This is a genomic window from Sorangium sp. So ce128, assembly GCF_051525245.1.
Lineage (GTDB): Bacteria > Myxococcota_A > Polyangia > Polyangiales > Polyangiaceae > Sorangium > Sorangium cellulosum_B.
On record NZ_CP150313.1, the window covers coordinates 5960014 to 5982719 of the forward strand.

Annotated in this window: 18 protein-coding genes and 1 tRNA gene; 10 read left to right on the forward strand and 9 right to left on the reverse strand. The window is 71.6% G+C overall.

The features are described from left to right. Positions 1 to 214: 214 nt before the first annotated feature. Positions 215 to 697, forward strand: a complete 483-nt coding sequence (locus WME82_RS22595) for a hypothetical protein (protein ID WP_438044489.1) — start codon at positions 215 to 217, stop codon at positions 695 to 697. Between the two features lie 501 nt (positions 698 to 1198). Here WME82_RS22595 and WME82_RS22600 read toward each other — a convergent pair. Next, the gene (locus tag WME82_RS22600) at positions 1199 to 1594 is read right to left on the reverse strand and encodes a hypothetical protein (protein ID WP_438044490.1); all 396 of its coding nucleotides are present in this window, start codon (positions 1592 to 1594) and stop codon (positions 1199 to 1201) included. A 10-nt stretch (positions 1595 to 1604) separates the two neighbouring features. Between WME82_RS22600 and WME82_RS22605 the strand changes: the two genes are divergently transcribed. Together WME82_RS22605 and WME82_RS22610 are read left to right on the forward strand one after the other, a co-directional pair. Continuing rightward, the gene (locus WME82_RS22605; protein WP_438044491.1) at positions 1605 to 1907 is read left to right on the forward strand and encodes a helix-turn-helix domain-containing protein; all 303 of its coding nucleotides are present in this window, start codon (positions 1605 to 1607) and stop codon (positions 1905 to 1907) included. 369 nt (positions 1908 to 2276) lie between these two features. Further along, the gene (locus WME82_RS22610; protein ID WP_437747545.1) at positions 2277 to 2561 is read left to right on the forward strand and encodes a Uma2 family endonuclease; all 285 of its coding nucleotides are present in this window, start codon (positions 2277 to 2279) and stop codon (positions 2559 to 2561) included. Between the two features lie 125 nt (positions 2562 to 2686). Here the strand turns inward: WME82_RS22610 and WME82_RS22615 are convergent. After that, a tRNA-Glu gene (locus WME82_RS22615) sits at positions 2687 to 2761 on the reverse strand. 716 nt (positions 2762 to 3477) lie between these two features. On the opposite strand from WME82_RS22615, the gene WME82_RS22620 reads away from it, so the two are divergent. The 3 genes from WME82_RS22620 (at position 3478) to WME82_RS22630 (ending at position 8378) form a co-directional block, all read left to right on the forward strand. Beyond that, entirely contained in the window at positions 3478 to 5376 is a 1899-nt protein-coding gene (locus WME82_RS22620; RefSeq protein ID WP_438044492.1) for a TonB-dependent receptor plug domain-containing protein, read from the forward strand. After that, positions 5373 to 6440 carry an HmuY family protein gene (locus WME82_RS22625; RefSeq protein WP_438044493.1) on the forward strand — a complete coding sequence of 356 codons (1068 nt, stop codon included), beginning with the start codon at positions 5373 to 5375 and terminating at the stop codon, positions 6438 to 6440. Before WME82_RS22620 ends, WME82_RS22625 begins: the two co-directional genes overlap by 4 nt. Positions 6441 to 6566: 126 nt before the next feature. Continuing rightward, positions 6567 to 8378: a hypothetical protein gene (locus WME82_RS22630; RefSeq protein ID WP_438044494.1), complete on the forward strand. Its 1812-nt coding sequence runs from the start codon at positions 6567 to 6569 to the stop codon at positions 8376 to 8378. 23 nt (positions 8379 to 8401) lie between these two features. On the opposite strand, the gene WME82_RS22635 is transcribed toward WME82_RS22630, so the two are convergent. From WME82_RS22635 to WME82_RS22645, 3 genes are all read right to left on the reverse strand, one after another. After that, positions 8402 to 9226, reverse strand: coding sequence for a CBS domain-containing protein (locus WME82_RS22635; RefSeq protein ID WP_437873448.1), 825 nt, complete (start codon positions 9224 to 9226; stop codon positions 8402 to 8404). 476 nt (positions 9227 to 9702) lie between these two features. Continuing rightward, entirely contained in the window at positions 9703 to 10155 is a 453-nt protein-coding gene (locus WME82_RS22640; RefSeq protein ID WP_438044495.1) for a hypothetical protein, read from the reverse strand. 579 nt (positions 10156 to 10734) lie between these two features. Beyond that, entirely contained in the window at positions 10735 to 11688 is a 954-nt protein-coding gene (locus WME82_RS22645) for an alpha/beta hydrolase (protein WP_438044496.1), read from the reverse strand. A 173-nt stretch (positions 11689 to 11861) separates the two neighbouring features. Here WME82_RS22645 and WME82_RS22650 point away from each other — a divergent pair, with 173 nt between their 5' ends. The 3 genes from WME82_RS22650 to WME82_RS22660 all read left to right on the forward strand — a co-directional run bounded on the left by WME82_RS22650 (position 11862) and on the right by WME82_RS22660 (position 15637). After that, positions 11862 to 13268 carry an FAD-binding oxidoreductase gene (locus WME82_RS22650; RefSeq protein WP_438044497.1) on the forward strand — a complete coding sequence of 469 codons (1407 nt, stop codon included), beginning with the start codon at positions 11862 to 11864 and terminating at the stop codon, positions 13266 to 13268. Positions 13269 to 13400: 132 nt separating this feature from the next. Next, entirely contained in the window at positions 13401 to 14273 is an 873-nt protein-coding gene (locus WME82_RS22655; RefSeq protein ID WP_437917090.1) for an alpha/beta fold hydrolase, read from the forward strand. 128 nt (positions 14274 to 14401) lie between these two features. After that, positions 14402 to 15637, forward strand: coding sequence for an MFS transporter (locus tag WME82_RS22660; protein WP_438044498.1), 1236 nt, complete (start codon positions 14402 to 14404; stop codon positions 15635 to 15637). Between the two features lie 111 nt (positions 15638 to 15748). Here WME82_RS22660 and WME82_RS22665 read toward each other — a convergent pair whose 3' ends face one another. Next, complete coding sequence (locus tag WME82_RS22665; RefSeq protein ID WP_437747555.1) at positions 15749 to 16774, reverse strand: LacI family DNA-binding transcriptional regulator; 1026 nt, start codon at positions 16772 to 16774, stop codon at positions 15749 to 15751. A 66-nt stretch (positions 16775 to 16840) separates the two neighbouring features. Next, the gene (gene serA, locus WME82_RS22670; RefSeq protein ID WP_437747556.1) at positions 16841 to 18100 is read right to left on the reverse strand and encodes a phosphoglycerate dehydrogenase; all 1260 of its coding nucleotides are present in this window, start codon (positions 18098 to 18100) and stop codon (positions 16841 to 16843) included. A gap of 242 nt (positions 18101 to 18342) precedes the next feature. Here serA and WME82_RS22675 point away from each other — a divergent pair, with 242 nt between their 5' ends. Beyond that, positions 18343 to 19509, forward strand: coding sequence for a S1C family serine protease (locus WME82_RS22675; protein WP_438044499.1), 1167 nt, complete (start codon positions 18343 to 18345; stop codon positions 19507 to 19509). Positions 19510 to 19584: 75 nt separating this feature from the next. Here the strand turns inward: WME82_RS22675 and WME82_RS22680 are convergent, their stop codons facing one another. Further along, positions 19585 to 20961, reverse strand: a complete 1377-nt coding sequence (locus tag WME82_RS22680; RefSeq protein WP_438044500.1) for a DUF1552 domain-containing protein — start codon at positions 20959 to 20961, stop codon at positions 19585 to 19587. Further along, entirely contained in the window at positions 20958 to 22658 is a 1701-nt protein-coding gene (locus tag WME82_RS22685) for a DUF1592 domain-containing protein (RefSeq protein ID WP_438044501.1), read from the reverse strand. The genes WME82_RS22680 and WME82_RS22685 overlap by 4 nt, the downstream gene beginning before the upstream one ends. Positions 22659 to 22706: the final 48 nt, after the last annotated feature.

A 22706-nucleotide genomic window follows, 5' to 3' on the forward strand; every position in this document is an offset into this window, starting at 1 on the left:
CGGCAGAGGTCGATCGCCTGCGGCGTCCTGCAGGGTAGCTCCCTGACCGCGCCAGACGCCGGTGTCGCGCCACGAGCCCCCACGGCGACGCTCAAGGCTCTGTCATTGCCCAGACAACCCGCGATCCGCGCCGACGAGCCCTAACCAACGTGCTACCTGCCAGCACTCAACTTCTGAGCGAGCTCGGCCGGGCGGTTATGATAAGAGGCGATCCATGAGATTGCTCGAAACGGCGCTGCTTGCCTCGAGTGCCTTCTTGCTGTTCACCATCACCCCCGCGAGCGGATCGCCTTCGGCCGGCGGCAGGTCTGCCGAGGACGGACGGAGCGATGCCAGCGGGGTTCGCGACGGCGCTACCCGGACGCGCGAACCGAGCTTCACCGATTGCCGTGGGGCAAACACCTATACGTTCAACACAGCATTGTCGGACACGCGCTGCGCGGGCCCGGGGCTCGTGATCTTCGCGGACTCGGAAGTGGAGGCGCTGGGATGCGCCGCCGCGAGGGCCGCGCTCCAGGGGATTCAGCTCGCCCCGGCGGGGGTGGCGCGAACGCACGCGATATGCGTCACCAGTCCCTTCGGGAGGTCGACCCAGCACGTCGTGGCGTACTCTCAGGATGACGCCAAGACGTGCGCGCGCTCCTATGTGTGCGCGGCACTCGGCAACTGCACCGCCGCCCCGAACGCGTGTCAGTGACGTCGCCTCGCTGGATCGCCGCAGCGGGGAGCGAGCCTCCGGGGGAGAAGACACCAGGTCCGCTGAACGGCGGCCGAGGCGAAGAGGCGCATCGGTGGCCTGCGCTCGATGCTGACCGCCACCCCGAGGATGCCCGGAAGGCCCTCCCCGCTCCCTTCGCCTGCATGGCGTGAGCGGGCGTCGGGAGGCGCGCGGCAGCGGCATTCGACCGGACGCTTGTTCCCACGCGCCTGGCGAGTCCGCTCGGCGGGGCCTGACCCGAGAGCGCGCTCGACGTTGCCGAAGACATGCCGGCGCGGCGTGCGCGGATGGTCTTCGGGATCCGGCTCCTCGCGCATGTAGTCGACGCCACCCGGTTGCCCGGACCGGCCCAGCTTGCTTGCAAGCTCTCGACTGTCGGAGCGTTCGTGCTACTACGGCGCTCCCCATGAACGCCTCGGACGCGATCAAGGAGCGGGTGGACCGCTTTGTAAAGGACATCCTGAGCCTGGTCGAACGAGTTCAGGACGAGCACCGCGCCGCAGCGCACCGGACTGTGACGACGATGCTGGCCGATCTGGGACGGCCAGCGGCGAACGCCTCCTCGGAGCGCCGTCCGAAGCCCCGGAAGGGGCCCGCGCACGCCCAAAGGAGCGTGGCGAGGCCTACGAGGAGCGGGAAGCAGGGCGCGCTCTCGGGAGCGTCAAGCTCCACGAGGACCGCACCGTCCACGAGGACCGCACCGTCCACGAGGACCGCACCGTCCACGAGGACCGCACCGTCCACGAGGACCGCACCGTCCACGAGGACCACACCGTCCACGAGGACCGCACCGTCCACGAGGACCGCACCGTCCACGAGGACCGCACCGTCCACGAGGAGGACCTCGGCTCCGGCATCCGGCGCGGACCGAACCACGGCTGGCACGATGACCGCGACGGGAGCCTCCACGAGCGATCGGGAGGCTGTGGTGCTCGAAACCGTTCGATCCCTCGTGCGAGGAACGGCGACGGAGATCGCCGCGCGCAGCGGGCTACCGAACGGGAGCGTGTACGTCACGCTTCGCGCGCTCGTGGCTCGCGGCCGCGTGGCGAGAGCCGGGACAGCGAGGGGCGCCGAGTACAGCCTCGTCTCGTCCGGCGGGATCCGGCCCTTCAAGCGCGTGAAAGCTGCGAGGCCCACCAGCCCTGCGGAGATGGAACGGACCGCCGACGCCGCGCTCGCGAAGTAGAAGATTCCACTCACGCACGAGATCGTCGCGGCGCGTTGAATCGAGCCCGGAACCTCTTCCTGTCGAGGCAGAGGGGGCATACTCGCCTGCATCGACGGGATGAGGGCGAAAGTTCCGTGGGTGCTGTCGCTCCTTCGGCAGGCCTGACGGAATGCCGTTTCTCCGCGCCCCGCATCACCGAGCCTGTTCCGCTCGTGTACGAGCGCGCATCGCAAGAGAAAAAATAGCGCCCATCCGACGGCGGGGGGAAGCCGTCACGGGCGCTCTGACCTGTATGCCTGGAATATCGATCAGGTTGAGAGCCAGAGAGAATCAACATGAAGGCGGGAAGGCGGGAAGAGAAGCCCACAAATTCTTCCTAACCTCCTCATGCCCTTTGGTCCGGAGGCGCACCGCGTTTTCAGCTCGGCGCCCGTGGACGCGCGACGCGACCGTGTCGAGAAGCTCCACGAGTACGCGTCTTTCGGGGTGCGGTGGTATTGGATCATCGACCCGCAGGAAAGGACGCTCGAGCTCCTCGAGCTAGGAACCGACCGCCGCTACGTGCACGCGCGCTCGGCGGCCGACGGGATCGTCGGCAGTATTCCCCGGCCTGGAGGGACCCTCGCTCGATCTCGACGCGCTCTGGAGCGAGGTAGAGCTGCTCGGTCCTGAATCCGGAGAAGGAGCGCTCGGAGACCCGGAGGCCCAGTAGCGTTGCCGCACTTCGTGCGGCATCTACCTGAACCTCCAGCCGACGCTCAGCGCGTCGCCAAGCTCTTGAAATTATGAATGAATTGCGTCCCCAGCGGGATTCGAACCCGCGTAGCAGCCTTGAAAGGGCTGAGTCCTGGGCCGGGCTAGACGATGGGGACCGGCGATTCGGCGCGGGACCCTACCGTCCGTCGTCGAGCAATGCAAGCCCAACTCGCGTCGCTCGTTGGGGTTTCCGCCGTCGGGCCCGCTCCCGCCCCGCGACCGCGGCCGCGGCGCTCCGACCGCGCGGCCTCTCGTGGCGCGCCGCAGGCCACCCGCCGAGGCGTCGGTCGCTCGGCGTCGGCGCTAGCCGCTCCCCCGCCACGGACCTCCGTCCCGACGCGAGCTCCCCCCTGTTCCCGCTCCGCTGCACGCCATCTACCCCGCCCACGGCGCCCGCCGCCCCCGAACCGCTGGACGACCGCCCTGAATCGGGCGACCATCCCCCACCCCACCTCACCCCATCGACCGAACGCCGCACAGGCCGAGCTCTCCCCATGCCGCCGTCCCCGCGCCTCGAGCCTGCCGTTCCGATGTCCCAGGGAGGACCGTGCCCCGGCGTCGGCGCCTGACGCGCGCCGCGTTGCTCGCCTTCTGCCCGCTCCCGGCGCTCGTCCCAGCCGCGTTCTCGCGCCCTGCGCTCGCGCAGCTCCCTTCCGCACGGCCCTCCGCCGCGCCTCCTTCCCCTTCGCCTCTTCCCGCTCCCGCTTCTTCGCCTTCCTCTCTCGCTTCGCCTCCTCCCTCTCCAGCGCCTCCCCCCTCGCCCGCCGCGCCGCCTCCCCTCGAGGTCGTCGTCACCGGCACCCGCACCCCCGAGAGCAGCCAGCGCGCCACGGTGCGCACGCGCGTCGTCACCCGCGACGAGGCCGAGCGCCGCGGCGCCACCAACGTCGGTGAGGCGCTCGACGGCGAGCTCGGCGTCCAGGTCAACCCGAGCGCCTACGGCGCGCTCGGCAACCCGAGCGCCATCCAGATCCAGGGCTTCGACCTCGACCGCGTCCTCGTCCTCGAGGACGGCGAGCGCGTCATCGGCGACGCCGGCGGCGCCATCGACCTCTCGTCCCTCCCGCTCGGCGACGTCTCCCGCATCGAGCTCGTCACCGGGCCGACGAGCTCGCTCTACGGCACCAGCGCCATCGGCGGCGTCGTCAACGTGCTCTCCGCGCCCCCCGAGCACCCGGGCTTCAGCGGCCGCGCCCGCCTCGAAGGCCGGAGCCGCGCCGGGCTCCTCTTCCATGGATCGGGCGCCTACCGAGGCGAGCGCGCCTGGGTCAGCGCCGACGCCTCGTTCCAGCGGGAGGACAGCCTCTCCCTCGTCGAGCCCGCCGAGAACCTCGCCCATCCCGAGGCCGGCGCCGACGCCCCCACCGCCCTGCCCGAGCGCTCCCAGACCCTCCTCGGCCTGCGCGCCGGCGCCGCGCTCGGCAGGGGCATCGATCTGCGGCTCCGCGCGCGCTGGATCCACGACGAGCAGGACGGCGTCGAGCAGAAGGAGCGGCCCGTCCTGGGGGTCTACCTCTACGACCTCCCCGAGGTGACCGACCGCATCACCCTGCACCTCGCCGAGACGCTCGACCTCGGCGGCGGCTCCAGCCTGCGCCTCGCCGCAGGCCAACAATGGGCGTTCCGGTCGAGCGGCCGCGACCAGCGCGGCTCGCCCTACGAGGAGCTGCGCGAGCGCGCGGGCACGCTCCAGAGCTACGAGGCGATCGCCACCGTCGCCGACGGGCAGCGCACCTGGGTCGCCGGGGCGCGCGCCGAGGTGGAGACGCTCGACCAGGTGCTCAAGATCACGACCGTGACCACCTCCGGCACCGAGGAGATCCCGCCGAACGACGAGGTGCCCAGCACCCGGCTCGGCAGCGCCGCGCTCTACGGCCAGCTCGGATGGAAGCTCACCGACGAGCTCACCCTCATGCCCGGCATTCGCGGCGAGCTCCGCGTCCGCTACGGCGGCGTCGTCGCCCCACGCCTCGCCCTCGCGTACCGGCCCTCGCCGTCGCTCACGCTGCGCGTCTCCGGCGGGCGCGGATTCCGCGCCCCCAGCGCGAAGGAGCTCGGCTTCTCGTTCGACCACTCGAGCCTCGGCTACATCCTCGAGGGCAACCCGGAGCTCGCCCCCGAGACGTCCTGGGGCGTGAACGGCGATGTCACATGGATCCCCCGAGAGGGGATCACGGCGCGGGCGGGCGCCTTCTCGAACTGGGTCGACAACCTGATCGACGTCGACCCGAAGCCCGTCAGCTCCTCCGACGGCGTCGATACGTACACCTACACGAACATCGCCGAGGCCCGCACCGCTGGCATCGATCTCTCGGCCACGCTCCAGGCCACACCGTGGCTCCGCGTCGAGGCCGGCTACGCCTACCTCTGGACACGCGACGACACCGCCGATCCCGGACAGCCGCTCTCCGGCAAACCGCCGCACACGGCGCAGGCGTCGCTCCGCGCCGATCTGCCGCTCCGGATCGAGCTCGTCACCCGCCTCCGGACCCTCAGCGGCGCGTTCGTCGAGAGAGACCCGCGCGCCGAGGAAGACGTGTACGCCCCCGGGTTCACGACGCTCGACGCGCGGCTCGCGCGGCCGCTCTGGCCTTCATCGCAAGCGTACCTCGGCGTCAGGAACCTGCTTGGCGCGCAAAAGGACCCCGATCGCCGCGGCGATCACCGGCCCCTCGAGGGGCGCACCTTTTACGTCGGCGTCCGCGCCGATCTACCGTGGGAGGACTCATGACAAGAGGATCGGTTGCGGCAGCGCTTCTCCTGATCACCCCGGCCTGCGGTGACGACCCCGGGAGGACCACGGACGACGGCGCGCTCCTCGAGGTCGACGTGCCGGCCACCGGCCGCGTCTTCCTCCGCCTCGCCACGCCGGAGATCGCGCTCGTGGAAGGCGACGGCGCGGCGTCCACCGACTGGGATCTCGCGCTTTCCGGCTACGACGTCTTCACCAACAGCGGCCTCAGCGGTCCCGGCGAAGGCGGGGCGCTGCCGATCGGCCTCGAGGACTACAGGGCGGGTGAGCTGCCGAGCACCCCCTTCCTGCTCACGGACGACTCCGGCGGCGCCTTCTCGCGCTGGTACGCCTACGACGGCGAGGAGCACGTCGCCTTCAGCCGCTACCACGTCCACGCGATCGAGCACGAGGGCAGGTACTGGAAGCTCCAGATCTTCTCCTTTTACGGGGAAGTGGACGGGGCGCCGGTCACGGCGCTCTATCAGCTCCGCTACGCCGAGGTGCTCCCCGACGGCTCCGGCCCGACCGTCGACATCCAGGATCTCGACGCGACCGCGGGCGGCATCGACGCGCTCGAGACCGAGCCGAGCGCTTGCCTCGACCTCGCGGGCAACCGGCAGCTGATGCTCACGCCCGAAGAGGCGCGCGCGTCGACGGATTGGAACCTCTGCTTCCGAAGGTCGCTCGTCAGCGTCAACGGCGAGCTCGGCGGCCCCGGGACCACGCGCGCCGTCGACCTCCAGGCAGATGCGTCGGACTCCGAGGAGCTCGCCGAGGTCAAGGCGCGCACCGCCGCGTCGGAGCAGGCGCGGTTCGACGCGGCCGACCACGCGGCCCTCTCCGATCCCGCCCTCCCGTACCGTGGCGACCACATCGCGACCGCCTTCACGGGGCGGTGGCTCGAGCCCGGCGCGACGCCCCCCGCGCCGGCCAAGGACGCCGCGTGGCTCGTCCAGGGCGCGGACGGCGTATCGCGCTTCGTGATCGTCATCGAGCGCTTCGAGGGCGCGACGGAAGCATCTCCAGGTCGGGTGAGAATGCGCGTCAAGCAAGTGGAATGAGCGCCGCTCACGCCATCGCACACCCCGCCGAGGTCACGAGCGTGCGCAGCGCGTGACACCGCGCGAGGGCCCGCGCATACTGCGCGCGCGGTGAGGGAGGGCCCTTACCGACGCAGGAGCATGCTTATGTCAACGTCGCTTGCACCGGCATCGAGCGCCATCGATCCGTCTCGCGTGGACGGGAAGCCGGGCGGTGAGCGCCGGGCAACGCAGGTTCGCGGAGGCGCTCTCCTCGCCGCGGGCGCGCTCGCGGCCCTCGTCGCGGGCGCCTGCGGCGGCAGGGTGGTGGTCGACGGGTTCGAGCCGCCGCCCGACGGCTCCGGCAGCTCCGGCGGCTCCTGGAGCTCCGGAGACACCGCGAGCTCCGTGCCGCAAGGCTCCTCCGGGGCCGGTGAAGGCGGGAGCATCGGCGAGGGGGGGGCGCCACCGATTCCGCCCCTCGTCAAGGAAGAGCACGACGACGTCGGCATCGACGGGGCCATCCCGGTGACCGTCCAGCCGGGCACCCTGGGCTTCACGGCCGTCGCCGAGATCATGGCGTCATCGCCGAGCTTCGATCCGATCGGGATCGAGAGCATCCTCGGCCCCGACGGCAGGCTGCTGGCGGCCGACTACACCATCCCAGGCACGATGGCCGCCTTCTTCAACCAGGGCATCGGCGCGGCGGCCGTCCCCCAGACTGGCGCGGACGCATCCGCGCCGCTCGCGCCGGGCGTCTACTGGATCAAGCTCGGCAACGGCGGAGTCGGCCCCCTGGAAGAGCCGGTGCGCCTCTCGGTGTGGCACCGCCGGACGCTCGACGGGCGCTTTCACGGCGGGAAGATCGACATCAATGCCTTCATCGCCGGCGACGCGGTCTCCGAGCAGTACATGCGGCGCGCGCTGCTCTCTGCGTACGAGGGGTACGTGGGCCTCGGCGTGGGCAGCATCAATGTCCACCACATCGGCTCGGAGTGGGAGTTCGTCGACGAAGAGGTCCTCCCCGGCGTGCTCGAGCAGACGGCCGGCGCGCCCGGCCGTCCGGCCCTCAACGTGATCGCGGTGACGGCGTTCGGGGGGAGCATTGCGCAGGCGTCCGGCGTGACGCCCGCCGTGCCCTCGGTCGCGGTCGAGCACGGCACCCACCTGAGCGGCATCGTGGTCACGCTCTACGAGGAGCCTTCGGTGGACACCGTCATCCTGCGCCATGAGCTCGGCCACCTGGCCGGGCTGTTCCACACCACCGAGTTCGACGCTGACTTCGGCGACCCGCTGGACGACACCTCGCAGTGCGGCGACGTGAACTCGCTGATGGAGCGCTGCCCGGATTTCGGGAATCTCATGTTCCCGACGGGGGGCGACTTCTCGGGCGCGATGACGCCGCAACAGGCGGCGATCGTGCGGGCGAGCGCGCTCTACCGCGGGATCGTCGAGCAGGGCGGCGGGGCGGCCGTCCCGCTCCCGGCCGACGCGGACACGCCGGCGAGCGGAGCGCCCATCGCGCCGCCGGCTCCGGGCGAGGGGGCTCGCTCGTTTGCGCCGGACCGCCTCGCCTCCACCGCCGCGCTCCCGCCGCACGCAGCGGCGCTGCTCGCGGGGCACTTCTGCGGCCAGAGCGCGGCCCGAGGCGCGGATTTCGACGAGCTGCTCCGCGCGGCGGGCGCCGACGTCGATCGGCTGCTCGCGGTCGGCCGCGATCCCGGCGCGCCGGCGTACGTGAGGGCGCGCGCCCTCACCGCGGCGGGCCGCGCCGCCACGCGTTCCTCCGCCTCGGCGCGCGTGATCGCGGAGCTCCAGGCCCTCGCCGCGGACCCGCGCCTCCCGCGCCGCGCGCGGCTCGGCGCTGTCGAGGGGGTCGCGTCCGCCTCGCCCGCCGCCGCCCGCGCGCTCGCCGCGCGCCTGACCGCCGACGCCGACGGGGTCGTCGAGCGGATGGCGGCCCGCGCCGCCGCGCGGTGAGGCCGCGTTCGCCGCGGCCGGCGTTATCCCGCCCTGGACCTCGCGGCCATGGAGATCACGCCCGTCCCTGCGACGGCGCGCGCGAAGTCCAGCCCCGTCAGCACGCCGCGGAGCCGCCGCCCGTGCACCACGAGCACGCGCCGCGCCTGCGCCGCGTGCGCGGCGGCCGCGGCGCGGTGGAGCGGCGTCCGGACGTCGAGGCAGACCATGGCCGGGCTCATCACGTCCTCGACCGGTGAATCGGACAGCACGCCGTGCGCGAGCAGCGCCTCGGTCTGGGTGAACATTCCCACCGGCCACCCGCCGGGATCCACCACCACGAGCCCGCTCACCTGCGCCGTCGTCAGCCGGTCGGCGGCGAGCGCGAGCGGCGCGTCGAGCGGGATCGTGTACGCGGGCGCCGACATGAGCCCGGCGATCGGCGTCGGGTCCCGCGCCTCGACCAGGGAGAGCAGGAGATCCTTGGTGCTGAACACGCCGGTCAAGGCTTCGTCCTCGCGGACGAACACGCGATGGATACGGTGCTTCAGCAGCACGCTCGCCGCCTGCACGACCAGCGTCGCGCGCCCGACGGTGATGATGCCCGGGCGCAGCACGGCCCGCGCAGGGACATCGGGCAAGGTGAGCAGCATTCCTCGGCTGTTCGTCTTCGTCTCGAACCTGCCGAGCCGGAGCAGGTCGGTGCGCGACAGCACGCCGATCGCGCGCGACGCCGCATCCAGGATCGGAACGCAGGAGATCGCGCGCTCGCCCAGCGTGCGGTGCACCTCTGGCAGCGGCGTCATGTCGGACGCCGCGATGACTTCACAGGTCATGTAACGCGAGACGGGTGTCGCAAAAGACATCATGGCGAGCATTCCTCGAGGACGCCGGCGCATCGGCGCGCTCCGGAGGGAGCAAGAAGCGATCCGCCATGGGACGAGGGCTGCCGGGCCTGGCGCAAGCGCAGGCACCGCGCCTCGGCGCGCGATCTGCGCCGAGGTGTGTAACGGGCTGGGCAGCGGCTGAGCCGCCAGACCCAGGTGCGCCTGCCAGGCGGCGATGTCCTAAAATGCGACAGGTGGGGGGCCCCAGAACGTGGCCGTCAGCTGCACGGCCGTCGCCGATCCGGAGCCCCCCGGGGCGCCGGGCCTCCAGGAGCTTCGCGCTTGCCGCGAGCTCCGGAGGCCAGGGTCCCGGTGACTCTCCCCGGGCGACCCGTCAGACGACCCTCGGCTCGGGCGCCGGGCGCGCAGGGGGTTCCTCGTGTTCCGAGGGCCTGTCGCGCGCCGGTCCAGGGCCCGCGCTCGCTGTCGTCGCCGCGGATGGACTCCGGGCCAGCGGGCTAGAACCTGCCGCAGCCGCCGCCCCAGCCGGAGCCGCCGCACGGCGGCTTCCAGCCGCCCCAAGGGTTCCCGCCGCAAGGCCTGAAGTTCCCGACGTTGTTCCAGCCGGGAGAGCCGAAGTTGCCCCAGTTGTTCCAGCCCTGGTTGCCCCAGGGGCTCCAGCCGCCGCCTGTGAAGCCCCCGTTGCCGCAGTTCGGGACGCCGAAGTTCGCGCCGCCCCAGTTCAAGCCGCCCCAGCCCGGGCTCCCCCCCGTGAAGCCCCCGGGGACCCCGCCGCAGCTCCGCCAGCCGGCGTTGCCGCACAGCGCCTGGGAGGCCTCTTCCACCATCACGGCCTCGTCCGCATCGCTCTCGTCGACGTCCGCCTCGCCCGCGCCCACCGCGCACCCGGTGGTCAGCGCCGCCATTGCCATCGCGACGCACATCAACCTGGTATTCAACAGCTCAACCATTTCTCCTCCTTGCCCGGCCCGCGACGTCTGCAAGACCGTCGCGCCAGTCGGGTTGCGGAGAGAGCAGCGCTCATGCCCGAGAGCTGGTGTGCAGAGCCTGCCGCCCGAGGGCGCGCGCTGCGGGCGCGAGGCAGCGACAAACCGACATTCCTAAACAGCGCACGACCCCGCGGTGATCCTGCGCGTCCCTCGGCGCCGGATCACTGCGCAGAGAAGGCGCTTCCAGGCGCGCTCGGCGCCCGCCGGGAGCGCCTCGCGCAACGCGGCGGCTCCGGCAATAACCCGCCTTTCGCGCGCTGCGGATTTCTCGGCGCAGCGCGCGTCGACGAGGCGTCTCCGACGATGTCGAGCCTCCGCGCCGACAACGTGAGACAAGGAGCGATAACACCGCAGATGCATTCGCCGTCCTCAGGCGATCAGCGCCGCCCCGCTCGGCGCGCTCAGCCCATCTCCTCTGCGCTCGTGTACGCAAGGGTGCTCAAAAAGGACGCTCCGGGCATCCCGCGTTGCGAGCGTCAGGGGTCCTGTCGAGTCGGCCCCATCCGCCGCCGGGCGAGCGCGGCGGCGGCGCGGGGCCGCTCAGGGCGCGGCGATCCAGGTCTCCCAGGCTCGAGAGAAGTCGTCGGCGTGGATCTCGTGGCCGCGCCCCGGGTGCACCACGAGCTCGTGCTCCCAGCCGTGCTGGGTCAGCACGTCGGCGAGGTTCTCGGCGCTCGCGATGGTGGAGGCGAGCTCGAGCTCGCCGACGGCGATGAAGATCGGCGGCCTCTCCTCGGAGAACAGGTGCTCCTCGATGACCATGCGCCCCGCGCCGACGAGCGCCGCGCCGTCGACGGCGACGAGGCCTTCGAGCGCCACGTAGCTCGCGAAATAACCGCCGTTGGAGAAGCCCATGACATAACGCCCGCCGAACGTCCCGCCGAGGATCCGCGCCATCAGCGCCTCTGCGCGCATCCACTCTTCGAGCAGGGCGGGCGCCGCGGCGTCGACGGTCTCGCGGCGCGTCGGCCAGCAGGAGTAGGTCTCCACGGACGGATCCCAGGTGCAGAGTCCTGGTCTCCCGCGCGGGAACACGGCGACGGCGCCGAGCGCCTCGGCGGCCTCCGCGGCGGTGGCCTGGAGGTCCACGGGCAGCGAGTCGGGCGCCATGGCCCCGTGCAGCACATAAAGGATCGGCGCGCCTCGCTGCGCAGTCTCCGGCACACGGAAGCAGGTGTGTTCGTCCAGGCCGATCCACCCTGCCGAGCACCAGTCCGTCTCGACCGGCTCCCAGCTCAGCGCGCCGCTCGCGCCGCCGCCGCCGCCGCCCTGCCCGCCCGCGTTCCCTTGCTCGCTCGCGCCCGACGCGCCGCTGCTCGCCGCGAGCGGATCCGGGGCGGCGCCGCCCCCGCCGCCCTCGGCCGCGCCGACCTCGCCGCCCTCGGCGGCGCCCGCGGAGCCGGCGCCACGCGGCGCCTCGCTGGCGCGCTCGCACGCGGCCAGCGCCAGCGCCGCCATGCTCGCCACGATTGCCGCGCGATCCGCCCTGTCCATGCGCGCTCCTCGATCAAGATGCCCTGTCGGTCGTGGCGCCGCAACGCCCGCGCGGCGCTGCGCCGCGAGGACTCCCGCTGGCGAAGCGACCCGCTCGGCGCGCCGGCCTCGGGGTGGGGTGCGAAGACCGCCTGCCCTTGCCCTCGCCACCGCTCCGCAGTACCGAGCCGAACATGAGCCCACTTACCGGCCTCCCCGGCCCCTTCCTCGAGGCCGTCCAGCGCGAGTTCCCCGCGGATTTCCTCTCGACGGACACCGCCGATCTCGCGACGTTCGGCCGCGACTGGACCAAGGTCCACGAGCCCAGGCCCTCGGCCCTCGCGCTGCCGCGGTCGACCGACGAGGTCTCGCGGCTGCTCCGCCTCTGCTCCGAGCACCGCGTCCCGATCGTGCCCTCCGGCGGCCGCACGGGGCTCGCCGCCGGCGCCGTGGCGGCCAGGGGCGAGCTCGTCGTGTCGCTGGATCGGATGCGCAAGATGGGCCCGGTCGACGTCCTCGGCGCGACCGTGCGGGTCGAGGCGGGCGCGGTCACCGAGGCGGTGCACCAGCACGTCGCGCCGCACGGCCTCACCTGGCCTGTCGACTTCGCCTCGAAGGGGTCGAGCCAGGTCGGCGGCAACATCGCGACGAACGCCGGCGGCGTGAAGGTCATCCGCTATGGCCTGACGCGCCAGTGGGTCCTCGGGCTCACCGTCGTCACCGCGAGCGGCGCCGTGCTCGAGCTGAACGGCGCGCTCGAGAAGAACAACACGGGGATCGACCTGCGCCAGCTGTTCATCGGCAGCGAGGGCACGCTCGGCATCATCACCGAGGCGACGCTCAAGCTCACGCGGGTGCCCGAGGCGCTCAACGTGTTCCTGTTCGCGGTGCCCGACCTCGCCGGCGTGCTCGCGCTGTTCCGCGAGGCCCGGACGGGGCCGTTCGTGGTGATGGCCTACGAGTTCTTCACCGAGAAGTGCCAGGCGCGCCTGCGCCGCCACCGGAACGTGCGTGTGCCGCTCTCCGCGCCGTCGGACTACTACGTGCTCATCGAGGTCGAGCGCGGCGAGCCCGAGGCGCTCGAGGCGTGGATCACCTCGCTGTTCGAGCGCGGGCTGGTCACCGACGGCACGCTCGCGCAGCACGGCGCGCAGGCCGCCGAGCTCTGGGCGCTCCGCGAAGGGATCAGCGAGAGCCTGTCGGCGACCGGGCTGCCGCACAAGAACGACGTGTCCCTCCCCATCCAGGAGCTCGAGGGCTTCTGCTCCGAGCTCGAGAGCCTCTTCGAGGCCCGCTATCCAGGGTGGGAGATCGCGCTCTTCGGCCACATCGGCGACGGCAACCTCCACATCAACGTGATGAAGCCCGACGACCTCACGCGCGAGGAGTTCCTGAAGCGCACCCACGAGGCGGATCACGCCATCTTCTCGCTCGTGAAGAAGTACCACGGCAGCATCTCCGCCGAGCACGGCATCGGCCTGCTCAAGAAGGATTACCTGCCCTACTCGCGCACGGCCGAGGAGCTCGCGATCATGCGGTCGATCAAGCGGGTGCTCGATCCGCTGAACCTCATGAACCCGGGCAAGATCATCGACGTTTGAGCGCCTTCCGCGCGCCCCCTCGCTTCGCTCGCCGCGCCCCCGGACCACCATGTAGCAACCAGCGATTCACCCCGTGACCGCACGGCAGAGCGCCGGCGGCCGTTCGACGGAATCAGCGCAAAAGGAGAGACGATGACCCTCGACGAATCCAAGCTCTCGCACCGGTTCACCGAGCACGGCGGCGTGCGCCTCCACTACGTCGAGGCGGGCGACGGGCCGCTCGTCGTGCTCCTCCACGGCTTTCCCGAGATCTGGTACTCGTGGCGCCACCAGATACCCGCGCTGGTCGAGGCGGGTTACCGCGTGATCGCGCCCGACATGCGCGGCTACAACCTCTCGGACAAGCCCGAGGGCGTCGCCGCGTACGCGATCGCCGAGCTCACCGCGGACGTGGCCGCGCTGATCCAGGCTTCTGGGGCGGAGCGCGCCGCCGCGGTGGTCGGCCACGACTGGGGCGGCGGCGTCGCCTGGGGGTTCGCGGCGCGGTATCCGGCGCTCCTCGAGCGGCTGGTCGTCCTCAACTGCCCGCACCCCGAGCGGCTGTTCGCCGGGTTCCGCACCGCGCGGCAGCTCCGCAGGAGCTGGTACATGTTCTTCTTCCAGCTCCCGAAGCTCCCGGAGCTCGCCGCGCGGAAGGACGATTTTGCGTGGCTCCGCGCGTCGGTGAAGGACGACCCGCGGCGCCCGGGCGCGGTGAGCGACGAGGATCTCGCCCATTACATCCAGGCGTGGTCGCAGCCGGGCGCGCTCACGGCGATGATCAACTACTACCGGGCCCTCTTCCGCCCGGGCAGCCTTGGCGAGCTCGGCAGGCCGCCCCGCATCGACCTCCCGGTGCAGGTGATCTGGGGCGAGCACGATCGCTATCTCGGCTCCGAGCTCGCCGCGCCGGATCCGGCGCTGGTCCCGAACGCCCGAGTCGCCCGCATCCCCGACGCGAGCCACTTCGTGCATTACGACAGGCCGGAGAAGGTCAATCAGCTCCTCCTCGAGTTCCTGCGCTGACGCCCTCGCTGCAGCGCGGCCGCGCGGCGCTCGCGGGCGTGCGCGGCGCGACGGCCGGCGAGGCGCGTTTCCTGACGCACGTACCCGTTTGACACGGCGGAGCGACCGATCGAACCTGGCGGGCGCTTATGCTCCGCCGCATCCCTGATCGCAACATCTGGCTCGTCTTTGGCGCGATCTTCCTCCTCGGTCTCGCGTACGGCATCGCCATCTCGCTCACGGCGGTCTTCCTCGATGCGCGCGGGTTCACCAAGACCGACATCGGCCTGCTCGCGTCGTGCTTCGCGCTCGGCATCGTCCTGCTCTCGCTGCCGATGGACACGCTCATCCGCCGGTTCTCGGCGAAGGCCACGCTGGTGCTCGCGCTGGTCGGGTACGCGGCGGCGGTCGGCGCCTTCCCCTTCCTGCCGAGCTTCGCCGCCATCGCCGCGGTGCGTTTCCTCGACGGGGCCTGCTCGGTCGGCATCTGGGTGAGCTGCGAGACGATCCTGCTCGCCCGGTCGGACAAGGACAACAAGGCGTTCGTCACGAGCCTCTACGCCGTCTCGATGGCGCTCGGCTACGTCCTCGGGCCGCTCTGCGCGCCGCACATCGTCGCGCTCTCCTCGATGCCCGCGGCGTTCCTCCTCTCGTGCGTGATCTCGCTGCTCTCGGCTGTCCTCGTGCTCGCGCGCCTCGACCGCCACCTGCCGGGCATGTCCGAGGCCCACGGGAAGGCCGGCGCGGCGAGCGGGGCGGAGCCCTCGGCGTCCTCCGCCTCGATCCTCTCGCGCATCAAGACCGCGTGCTTCGCGACCTTCGCCTACGGCTATTTCCAGGCGTCGGTCGTGCTGTTCCTCCCGCTCTACCTGATGGCGGAAAAGGGGGTCACGCGCGATCAGACGATCCAGATCCCCGCCTACTTCGCGGTGGGCATGCTCCTCTTCACCAACGTCTTTGGCCGGATCGGCGACCGCCGCGGCCACCTCCTGCTCATGCGCGCGCTCGGCACGGTCGGCACGCTGATGATCCTCGGCTTCGTGTACCTCGATCGTTACGACGCGATGTGCGTGGCCGTGTTCGTCGCGGGGGCGACGCTCGCGTCGATATCGCCGCTCAGCCTGGCGCTCCAGGGCGTCGTCACCGCGCCGCGCGACTACAGCCGCGCGAACTCGCTCTACAACGTCTTCTACGCCGCCGGGATGCTCCTCGGCCCTCCGGCGTCGAGCGCCATTTACCAGGCCGCGGGCGGCGTCGCGATGATCTACCACCTCGCGGCGCTGTGGGCCGCGTTCGTCGTGTTCACCGTCGTCTTCGCGGGCGACGACCCGGCCGCGCGGCGCAGCGCCGGAGAGCGCGTCAGCGTCCCGGTCTGGAATGAATAGCGCTCTCCCCGTCGCGCGACGATCGACGTAGAAACAGCCCCGCTCGCCGCGCAGACTCGCCAGCTCGCGGCGGCATACGACGAGGCGCGAGATCGCGGATCCTCGCCGGGTTCAGAGATCGCAGCCGCACGACCGCCGGACGATCAGCTCCGTCGGCAGCTCGATCCTCCGCTCGGCCTTGCCCGTCTGGATGAGGTCCACCAGCGCCTGCACGGCGCGGTAGCCCACCCCGTCCGTCGGCGCGCGCACCGTCGTGAGCGCGGGCTCGAGGTGGCGCGCCGACGGCGCGTCGTCGAAGCCGACGACGGAGACCTCCACGGGCACGCGCTTGCCCGCGGCGCGCAGCGCCTCCATCGCGCCCGCCGCGGCGTGGTCGCACCACGCGAAGATCGCGTCGAAGTCGGCCCCCTCGCGCACCCACGCGAGCGTCGCGGCCCGCGCCTCCCGCGCATCGAAGCCGCGGCGCATCAGGCGCGGATCCACGGCGATGCCGTGCTCGGCCAGCGCCTCCCGGTACCCCTCCGCGCGCGTCGTCGAGTCCTCGCTCTCGGAGACACCGTGGAGGAAGGCGATCCGGCGCCGGGCGTGCGCCTCGATCAGGTGCCCCACGATGGCGCGCGCGCCGGAGGCGTTCTTGATGATCACGCTGGGCAGCGGGACGTCCGCGGGCGACGACTGGTACATGAGCACCGCCGGGCACTTCTGGTGGACCAGCTGCTGGAGATCGGCCTCGTGGACGTAGTGGCCGAAGATCAGCACCCCGTCCGTGTTGTGCCGCCCGACGAGGCGCCGCGCCGGCGCCTCCGGCCTCACGGAGAGCAGCACGTCGTAGCCGGCCTCGGCCGCCGAGGCGGCGATGGCCCGCACGAGGCTGGAGATGAACTCGGTGCTGATGTTCGGCAGGAGCAGGCCGAGGACGCCCGTCTTCCCCTGCGCGAGGCTCCTGGCGGCGGTGTTCGGCACGTAGCCGAGCTCGTCGATCACGGCCAGCACGCGCTCCCGGGTCTCCGCGCTGTACTTGCCCCTGCCGTTCACCACGCGGCTGACGGTCGCGGGCGAGACGCGAGCGCGCTTGGCGACCTCCTCGATCCGGATCTGCGGCCGCGGCCCCGGCTGGATCGTGAACGGTGGCGACAAGGCGGGGCACCTCTCGGGGCCGGGGACTCGGGCCGGGGCGCGGCGGCGCCCCGGCCCGACGCACGTTCAGTAGAGCACGCGGGTGCGGAGGCTCGTCTCCAGCGCCCCGATGCGCCGGCTCACCTCGGCGGACACGTCCTGCGACAGGTCCATGATCAGGTAACCGATGTTGGCGTCCGTCGACAGGACCTGGCTGTCGATGTTGGCGTTCACGTCCGAAACGATGCGGTTCACGTCGCGGAGCACGCCAGGCACGTTGCGGTGGACGTTGAGGATGCGGTGCGTGGCCTTGAGCGGCGGGAGCTCGACGTTCGGGAAGTTCACCGCGCCCGTCGTCGCCCCGGTGGTCACGAGCTGCGTCAGCGCGCGCGACACCTCGCGGCCGATCGCCTCCTGCGCCTCCTCGGTCGAGCCGCCGATGTGCGGCGTCAGGATCACGTTCGGGAGCTTCTGCAGCTCGGTCAGGAAGCCGTCAGAGTTCGACTCCGGCTCCTCCGGGTAGACGTCGATCGCCGCACCCGCGAGGTGGCCGCTCTTCAGCGCCTCGGCCAGCGCCGGGATCACGACGACCGAGCCGCGGCTCGCGTTGAGCAGGTACGCGCCCTTGCGCATGTGCGCGAGCTCGGCGGCGCCGATCATGTTGTGCGTCTCCGGCGTGGCCGGCACGTGGAGCGAGACGAAATCCGACTCGGCGAGCAGCGCCTCCAGCGTCGGCAGCGCGCGGTTGTTGCCCATCGGGAGCTTCTGGGCGATGTCGTAGTAGACCACGCGCATCCCCATCGCCTCGGCGAGCACGCCGAGCTGCTGGCCGATGTGGCCGTAGCCGATGAGGCCGATGGTCTTGCCGCGGATCTCGTAGCAGGCCTTCGAGACCTTCTTCCAGGTGCCGGCGTGCACCTCGCGCGACCTGTCCCCGAGCTGCCGGGCCAGCATGATGGACTCGCCGATGATCATCTCGGCGACGCTGCGCGTGTTGCTGAACGGCGCGTTGAACACCGGCACCCCGCGCCGGTTCGCCGCATCGAGGTCGACCTGGTTCGTGCCGATGCAGAAGCACCCGATGGAGAGCAGCTTGTCCGCCTTCTCCAGCACGCGCGCGGTGACGTGCGTCTTGCTCCGGATGCCGAGCATGTCCACGCCCGCGAGCGCGGCGATGAGCTCGTCTTCCTTCAGCGCGGAGCTCCGCGTCTCGATCTCGAACGATCGCGACCGGAACAGCTCGTGCGCGCTCTGGTGGATGTTCTCGAGCAGGAGCACCTTGACGGGCTCCTTCGCGACAGGGGGGGTCGTCTGAAATTTCGTTGCTGAGGGCGTCATGGGCTTCATCCGTCAAGGCCACCTCTACCGCAACTTCGCCCTTTTGCATCCCAGGATCCGATCCGACGCCGACGTGCGCCGATGCCGGAGCGCGACCGTCCTGCGCATCGGTTCCGCGCGTCGGTTCGCGCGTCGGTTCCGCGCATCGGTTCCGCGCATTCGTTGCGCGCGGCAGACTGCCGCGCCGCCGCGCAGGCCGACGGCGCGCCGCAGGGGAGACGCCTTGCCGATAGCAAGCTAGATTGCGCCGCATGCGCCACCGCAGACACGCTCGACTCCCTGCCGTCCTCGTCGTCGCCGCGCTCGCCGCCTCCGCCGGATGCAAGGGGAAGTCCGGCCCCAGCGGCCCGTCGCCCGACGCGACCAAGGTCCCCGACGCGCCGGCAACGTCGGCGACGATCGACACGACGCCGCCGCCCGTCCCGCCCTCGAAGGGCGCGCTCATCGAGGACGAGCGCAATTCGATCGCCGTGTTCCGCGACGTCGCGCCCTCGACGGTGTTCGTGACGCAGCAGCGGCTCGTGGTGGACCGCTTCTGGGGGACGGCCGTCGAGGTGCCCGCGGGCTCGGGCTCGGGCTTCGTCTGGGACGCCGACGGGCACGTCGTCACGAACTACCACGTCGTGGCCGGCGCGCAGTCGCTCGTCGTCCGGCTCCAGGGCGAGAAGACGTTCCCGGCGAAGCTCGTCGGGTCCGAGCCGCGCAAGGACATCGCGGTCATCAAGATCGACGCCCCCAAGGAGATGCTGAAGCCGATCCAGGTCGCGCCGCTGCGCGAGCCGCTCGAGGTCGGGCAGAAGGCGATCGCGATCGGCAACCCGTTCGGCCTCGATCACACGCTGACGACCGGCATCATCAGCGCGCTCGGCCGCCAGGTCCAGGGCGTGGGCGAGGTGACCATCCGCGACATGATCCAGACGGACGCCGCGATCAACCCCGGCAACTCCGGCGGCCCGCTGCTCGACTCGAGCGGGCACCTCATCGGGATGAACACGATGATCTTCTCGAAGAGCGGCAGCTCCGCCGGCATCGGCTTCGCCGTGCCGTCGACGACGATCGCGCGGATCGTCCCGCAGATCATCCGGACCGGGAAGGCCGAGCAGGTCGGCCTCGGCATCCAGCTCGATCAGTCCCGCCGCCTCGAGCGGCGCAACGGCATCCGCGGCCTCATCATCATGACCGTCGTCCCGGGCGGCCCCGCCGACAAGGCGGGCATGCGCGGCCTCTCCGAGGGCGACCGCGGGCTCGTCCTGGGCGACGTGATCGTCGGGATCGACGGCACGCCCGTCACGGACTACGACGGGCTGTACCAGGCGCTCGACGGCAAGAAGCCGGGCGACAAGGTGAAGGTCGACGTGCTCCGCGGCCCCAACGGAGAGAAGGCCACCATCGAGGTCGCGGTCGAGCTCCTCGGCTGACCCGCCCCGTCTCCGCGCCCCGACCCGACACCCCGAGCGTTGGCGGAGCTCGCCCGCAGCGGGCGAGCTCCTCTCTCAGGCCACGATCGTATCCATCAGCCCGCCTTCGAGGCTCTCGTCGCCGAAGTCGTCGAGCGGGCCGCCCTGGCCGTTGGTGCAGCCGACGGCCGCGCCGATCGTGTTGAGCAGCTTGTTGTTGGTGACCCGCTGGTCGATGAACTGGCCGGTCTTCAGGTAACCCGCGGCGCCGCCGGCGAGGATGTACGGGACCCTGGAGTAGGAGTGGTACTTGTCGGCATTGTCGTTGAGCCACACGGCCACGCCGCGGTCGAGGAGCGTCCCCGAGCCGATCTCGTACGACGCGAGCCTGTCGAGCAGGTGCTTGAAGATCCGCGCGTGGATGCGGTCGATCTGGTGGTGCAGCTCCTGCGCGCCCTCGATCGGCGGGCCGACCTCGCCGTCGCCGTCGATGCGGTGAGAGATCTTGTGGTAGCTCTTCTGCCGCACGCCGTGGATCGTGTACTCGGTCCCGTCGTTGCCGTCGCCGACCTGCAGGGTCGCCGCGCGCGTCGCGCCGCACGCCATCGCGAGCGCGATGATGTCCATCTGCATGCGGGCGACGGTCTCCACGTTGTCGTAGCTGCCGACGTCCGGGGAGATCGCCTCCATCTCCGCGACCCGCTCCGGCGGGAGCGCGCAGGCGAGCCCGACCTCGAGATCGCGGATGCTGTCGAAGTGGAGCTCCAGCCGCTCGCGATCGCCCTGGCTGAGGTCCTTCCGGCGCATGAGCGCCTGCATCTGCTCCCGGACCAGGTCGTTCACGCTGGCGCGGCGCGCGGCCAGCGCCTTCGCGGCAGCGGCGTCCACCTCGGCGAGCCCGAAGAGCTTCTGGTACGCCTTGTACGGGTCGCGCTCGGCGGCGCGCAGCTGCTTCGGCCCGCGGTACGAGAGCACCTCGTTGATGTAACCGGCCTTCCTGCCCGCGTAGAGCGTCAGCGGCTCGACGCCCGCCGGGTTGAGCTCGGTCGCGATGCGGTTGTCGATCGACTCGCCCATCGCCAGCGACTCGTTGCCCGCCGGATCCTCCGACACCTGCGCGGCCGTCAGGCACTGGTTGCCGCCGCCGGAGTGGCCGCACCCGTTGCCCGGGAACGCGAAGCGGACGCCGCGCACCAGGATCAGCTGGCTCGCGTAGTCCTTGAGCTCGCTGACCGCCCGATCGGCGTCCGCGGCCATCGACTCGGCGGTCAGCGGGCCCGGCGCGCTGGGCCAGAACATCTCCGGCTCATCGCCTACCTGCTGCGCGACGCCGTTGGCCTGGCGCATGAAGATCGCGAAGGGCGGCACGTCCCCCGTGCCGGCCGCGGCGCGGCGCGGCGCGAACGTCTCCAGGAACGGGAGCGCCACCGTGACGCCGAACAGGCCTCGAAGCACACGTCGTCGGGTGATCATGGCGCCTCCGCGGGAACGCGAGCGAGGAAGGGAGTGGAGGAGACGATCCGGACGATGAGCTCCTTGGTCGAGGCGCCGCCGCGCGACGCTTCGCCGAGCTCCTCGACGAGCGCCCGGTCCTCCGCGCGCGCGCCGCGGCCGTGGGTGAACTCGAGCCAGCGCTCCGCGTAGCACCCGTGCGCCTCGCTGCTCTCGGCGAGGAGCTGGCTGAACTCGACCGCATCCGCGTAGCTCCTCGGCTGGCCGCCGAACGTGTAGGCGTCCGCGGAGTTGACGGGCGCGCCGTTGTCGGTCGCGCGGTACTTGCCGATCGCGTCGTAGTGCTCGAAGGCGAACCCGGCGGGGTTGATGAGCAGCCCGTGGCACGACGCGCCGCACGTCCCCTTGCCCGTGTGCGCCTCGACGCGCTCGCGGTTGGTCGCGAGCTCGCCCGGCGGCAGCGAGGTCGCGTCGTCGGGCGGCGGCGGCAGCGTGGCGCAGAGGATCCTGAGGTTCACGAAGACGCCGCGGTGGATCGAGTCCGGCTGCCGCGCCGTCGCCTTCGCCGCGAGGAAGCCGAGGCGCGTGAGCAGCCCCGAGCGCTCCCCTTCGTCGAGCTCCACCCGCTTGAACTCGCCCGAGAAGTCACCCTCGACGCCGTAGACCGCGGCGAGGTGATCGTTCACGAACGCGGTGCGCGCGGTGAGCAGGTCGGTGAGCCCGCCCTCCTCGTCGAAGACGACGTGATCCACGAAGAGCTCCGCCTCGCGCTGCATGTCGTCGCCCATCTCGGGGACGAACTCGGGGTAGAGCGCCTGATCCTTGTTGAGGTCGTGGTACTGCTCGTAATCGTAGAGCTGCCGGTGGAACGCGCCGACGACCTCGCGGGCGCGCAGGTCGTCGAGCATCCCCCCGGCGTAGGCGCGGACGGCCTCGCGGGTCGAGAGCTCGCCCGCCTTCGCCGCCTCGAGGAGCGCGTCGGAGGGCATCGTGTTCCACAGGGTATAGGCGAGCCTGGTCGCGATCTCGTGTCCGCCGAGCGGGATGAGCCCGCCCTCCGCCGGCCCGGCGCCGATCTCGACGCGGTAGATGAAATGAGGGGACTGCAGAAACGCCTCGAGCGCCGCGCGGACGCCCGCGGCGAACGGGTCTTCGCCCTCGAAGAGCTCCTCGCCGCGGTGGAACAGCGCGACGTATGCGTCCCGCTCCTCGTCCGTGAGCGGGCGCCGGAACGCCCGCTCGCCGAACCGCTCGACGAACGCCTGCGCCCGCGCCTCCGGCGCGTCCGGCAGGTCCGCGGGCGCGATCCGACCGAGCTTGCCCTGGTCGGCGGTCACCATCGCCGCGAGCTCCTCGGCGGCGCGCTGGTAATCGCCCCAGAGGCCCGGCGTCACCAGCAGCGCAGCCTCGTTGTTGTCGAACACGCCGCCGAGCGGGTCGCTCGTGAACGACGCCGAGAGGCCAGGGCGGTCGTCGAGGCGCAGGAGGTCGCGCACCGTGTTCTCCCACTGCGCGTGGGTCAGCCGCGGAAACATGCTGCGCTCGGCGACCTCTGGCCCAGTCGGCCCGCCGGGAATGACACCATCCCCGTCTCCCCCTCCCGGATCGCCCGCGGTGCCCGTACACCCCGAGATCAGGAGCGCGGCGACGCTCAGCTGCGCGCCGAGCAGCCGCCGCCATCGCGAGGAGGTAGTCAATCGATAGGCCGGTGAGATCATCGAGCTCTCCTGACAAGCAGATCGACTGTGTATACAGGAGACACACCT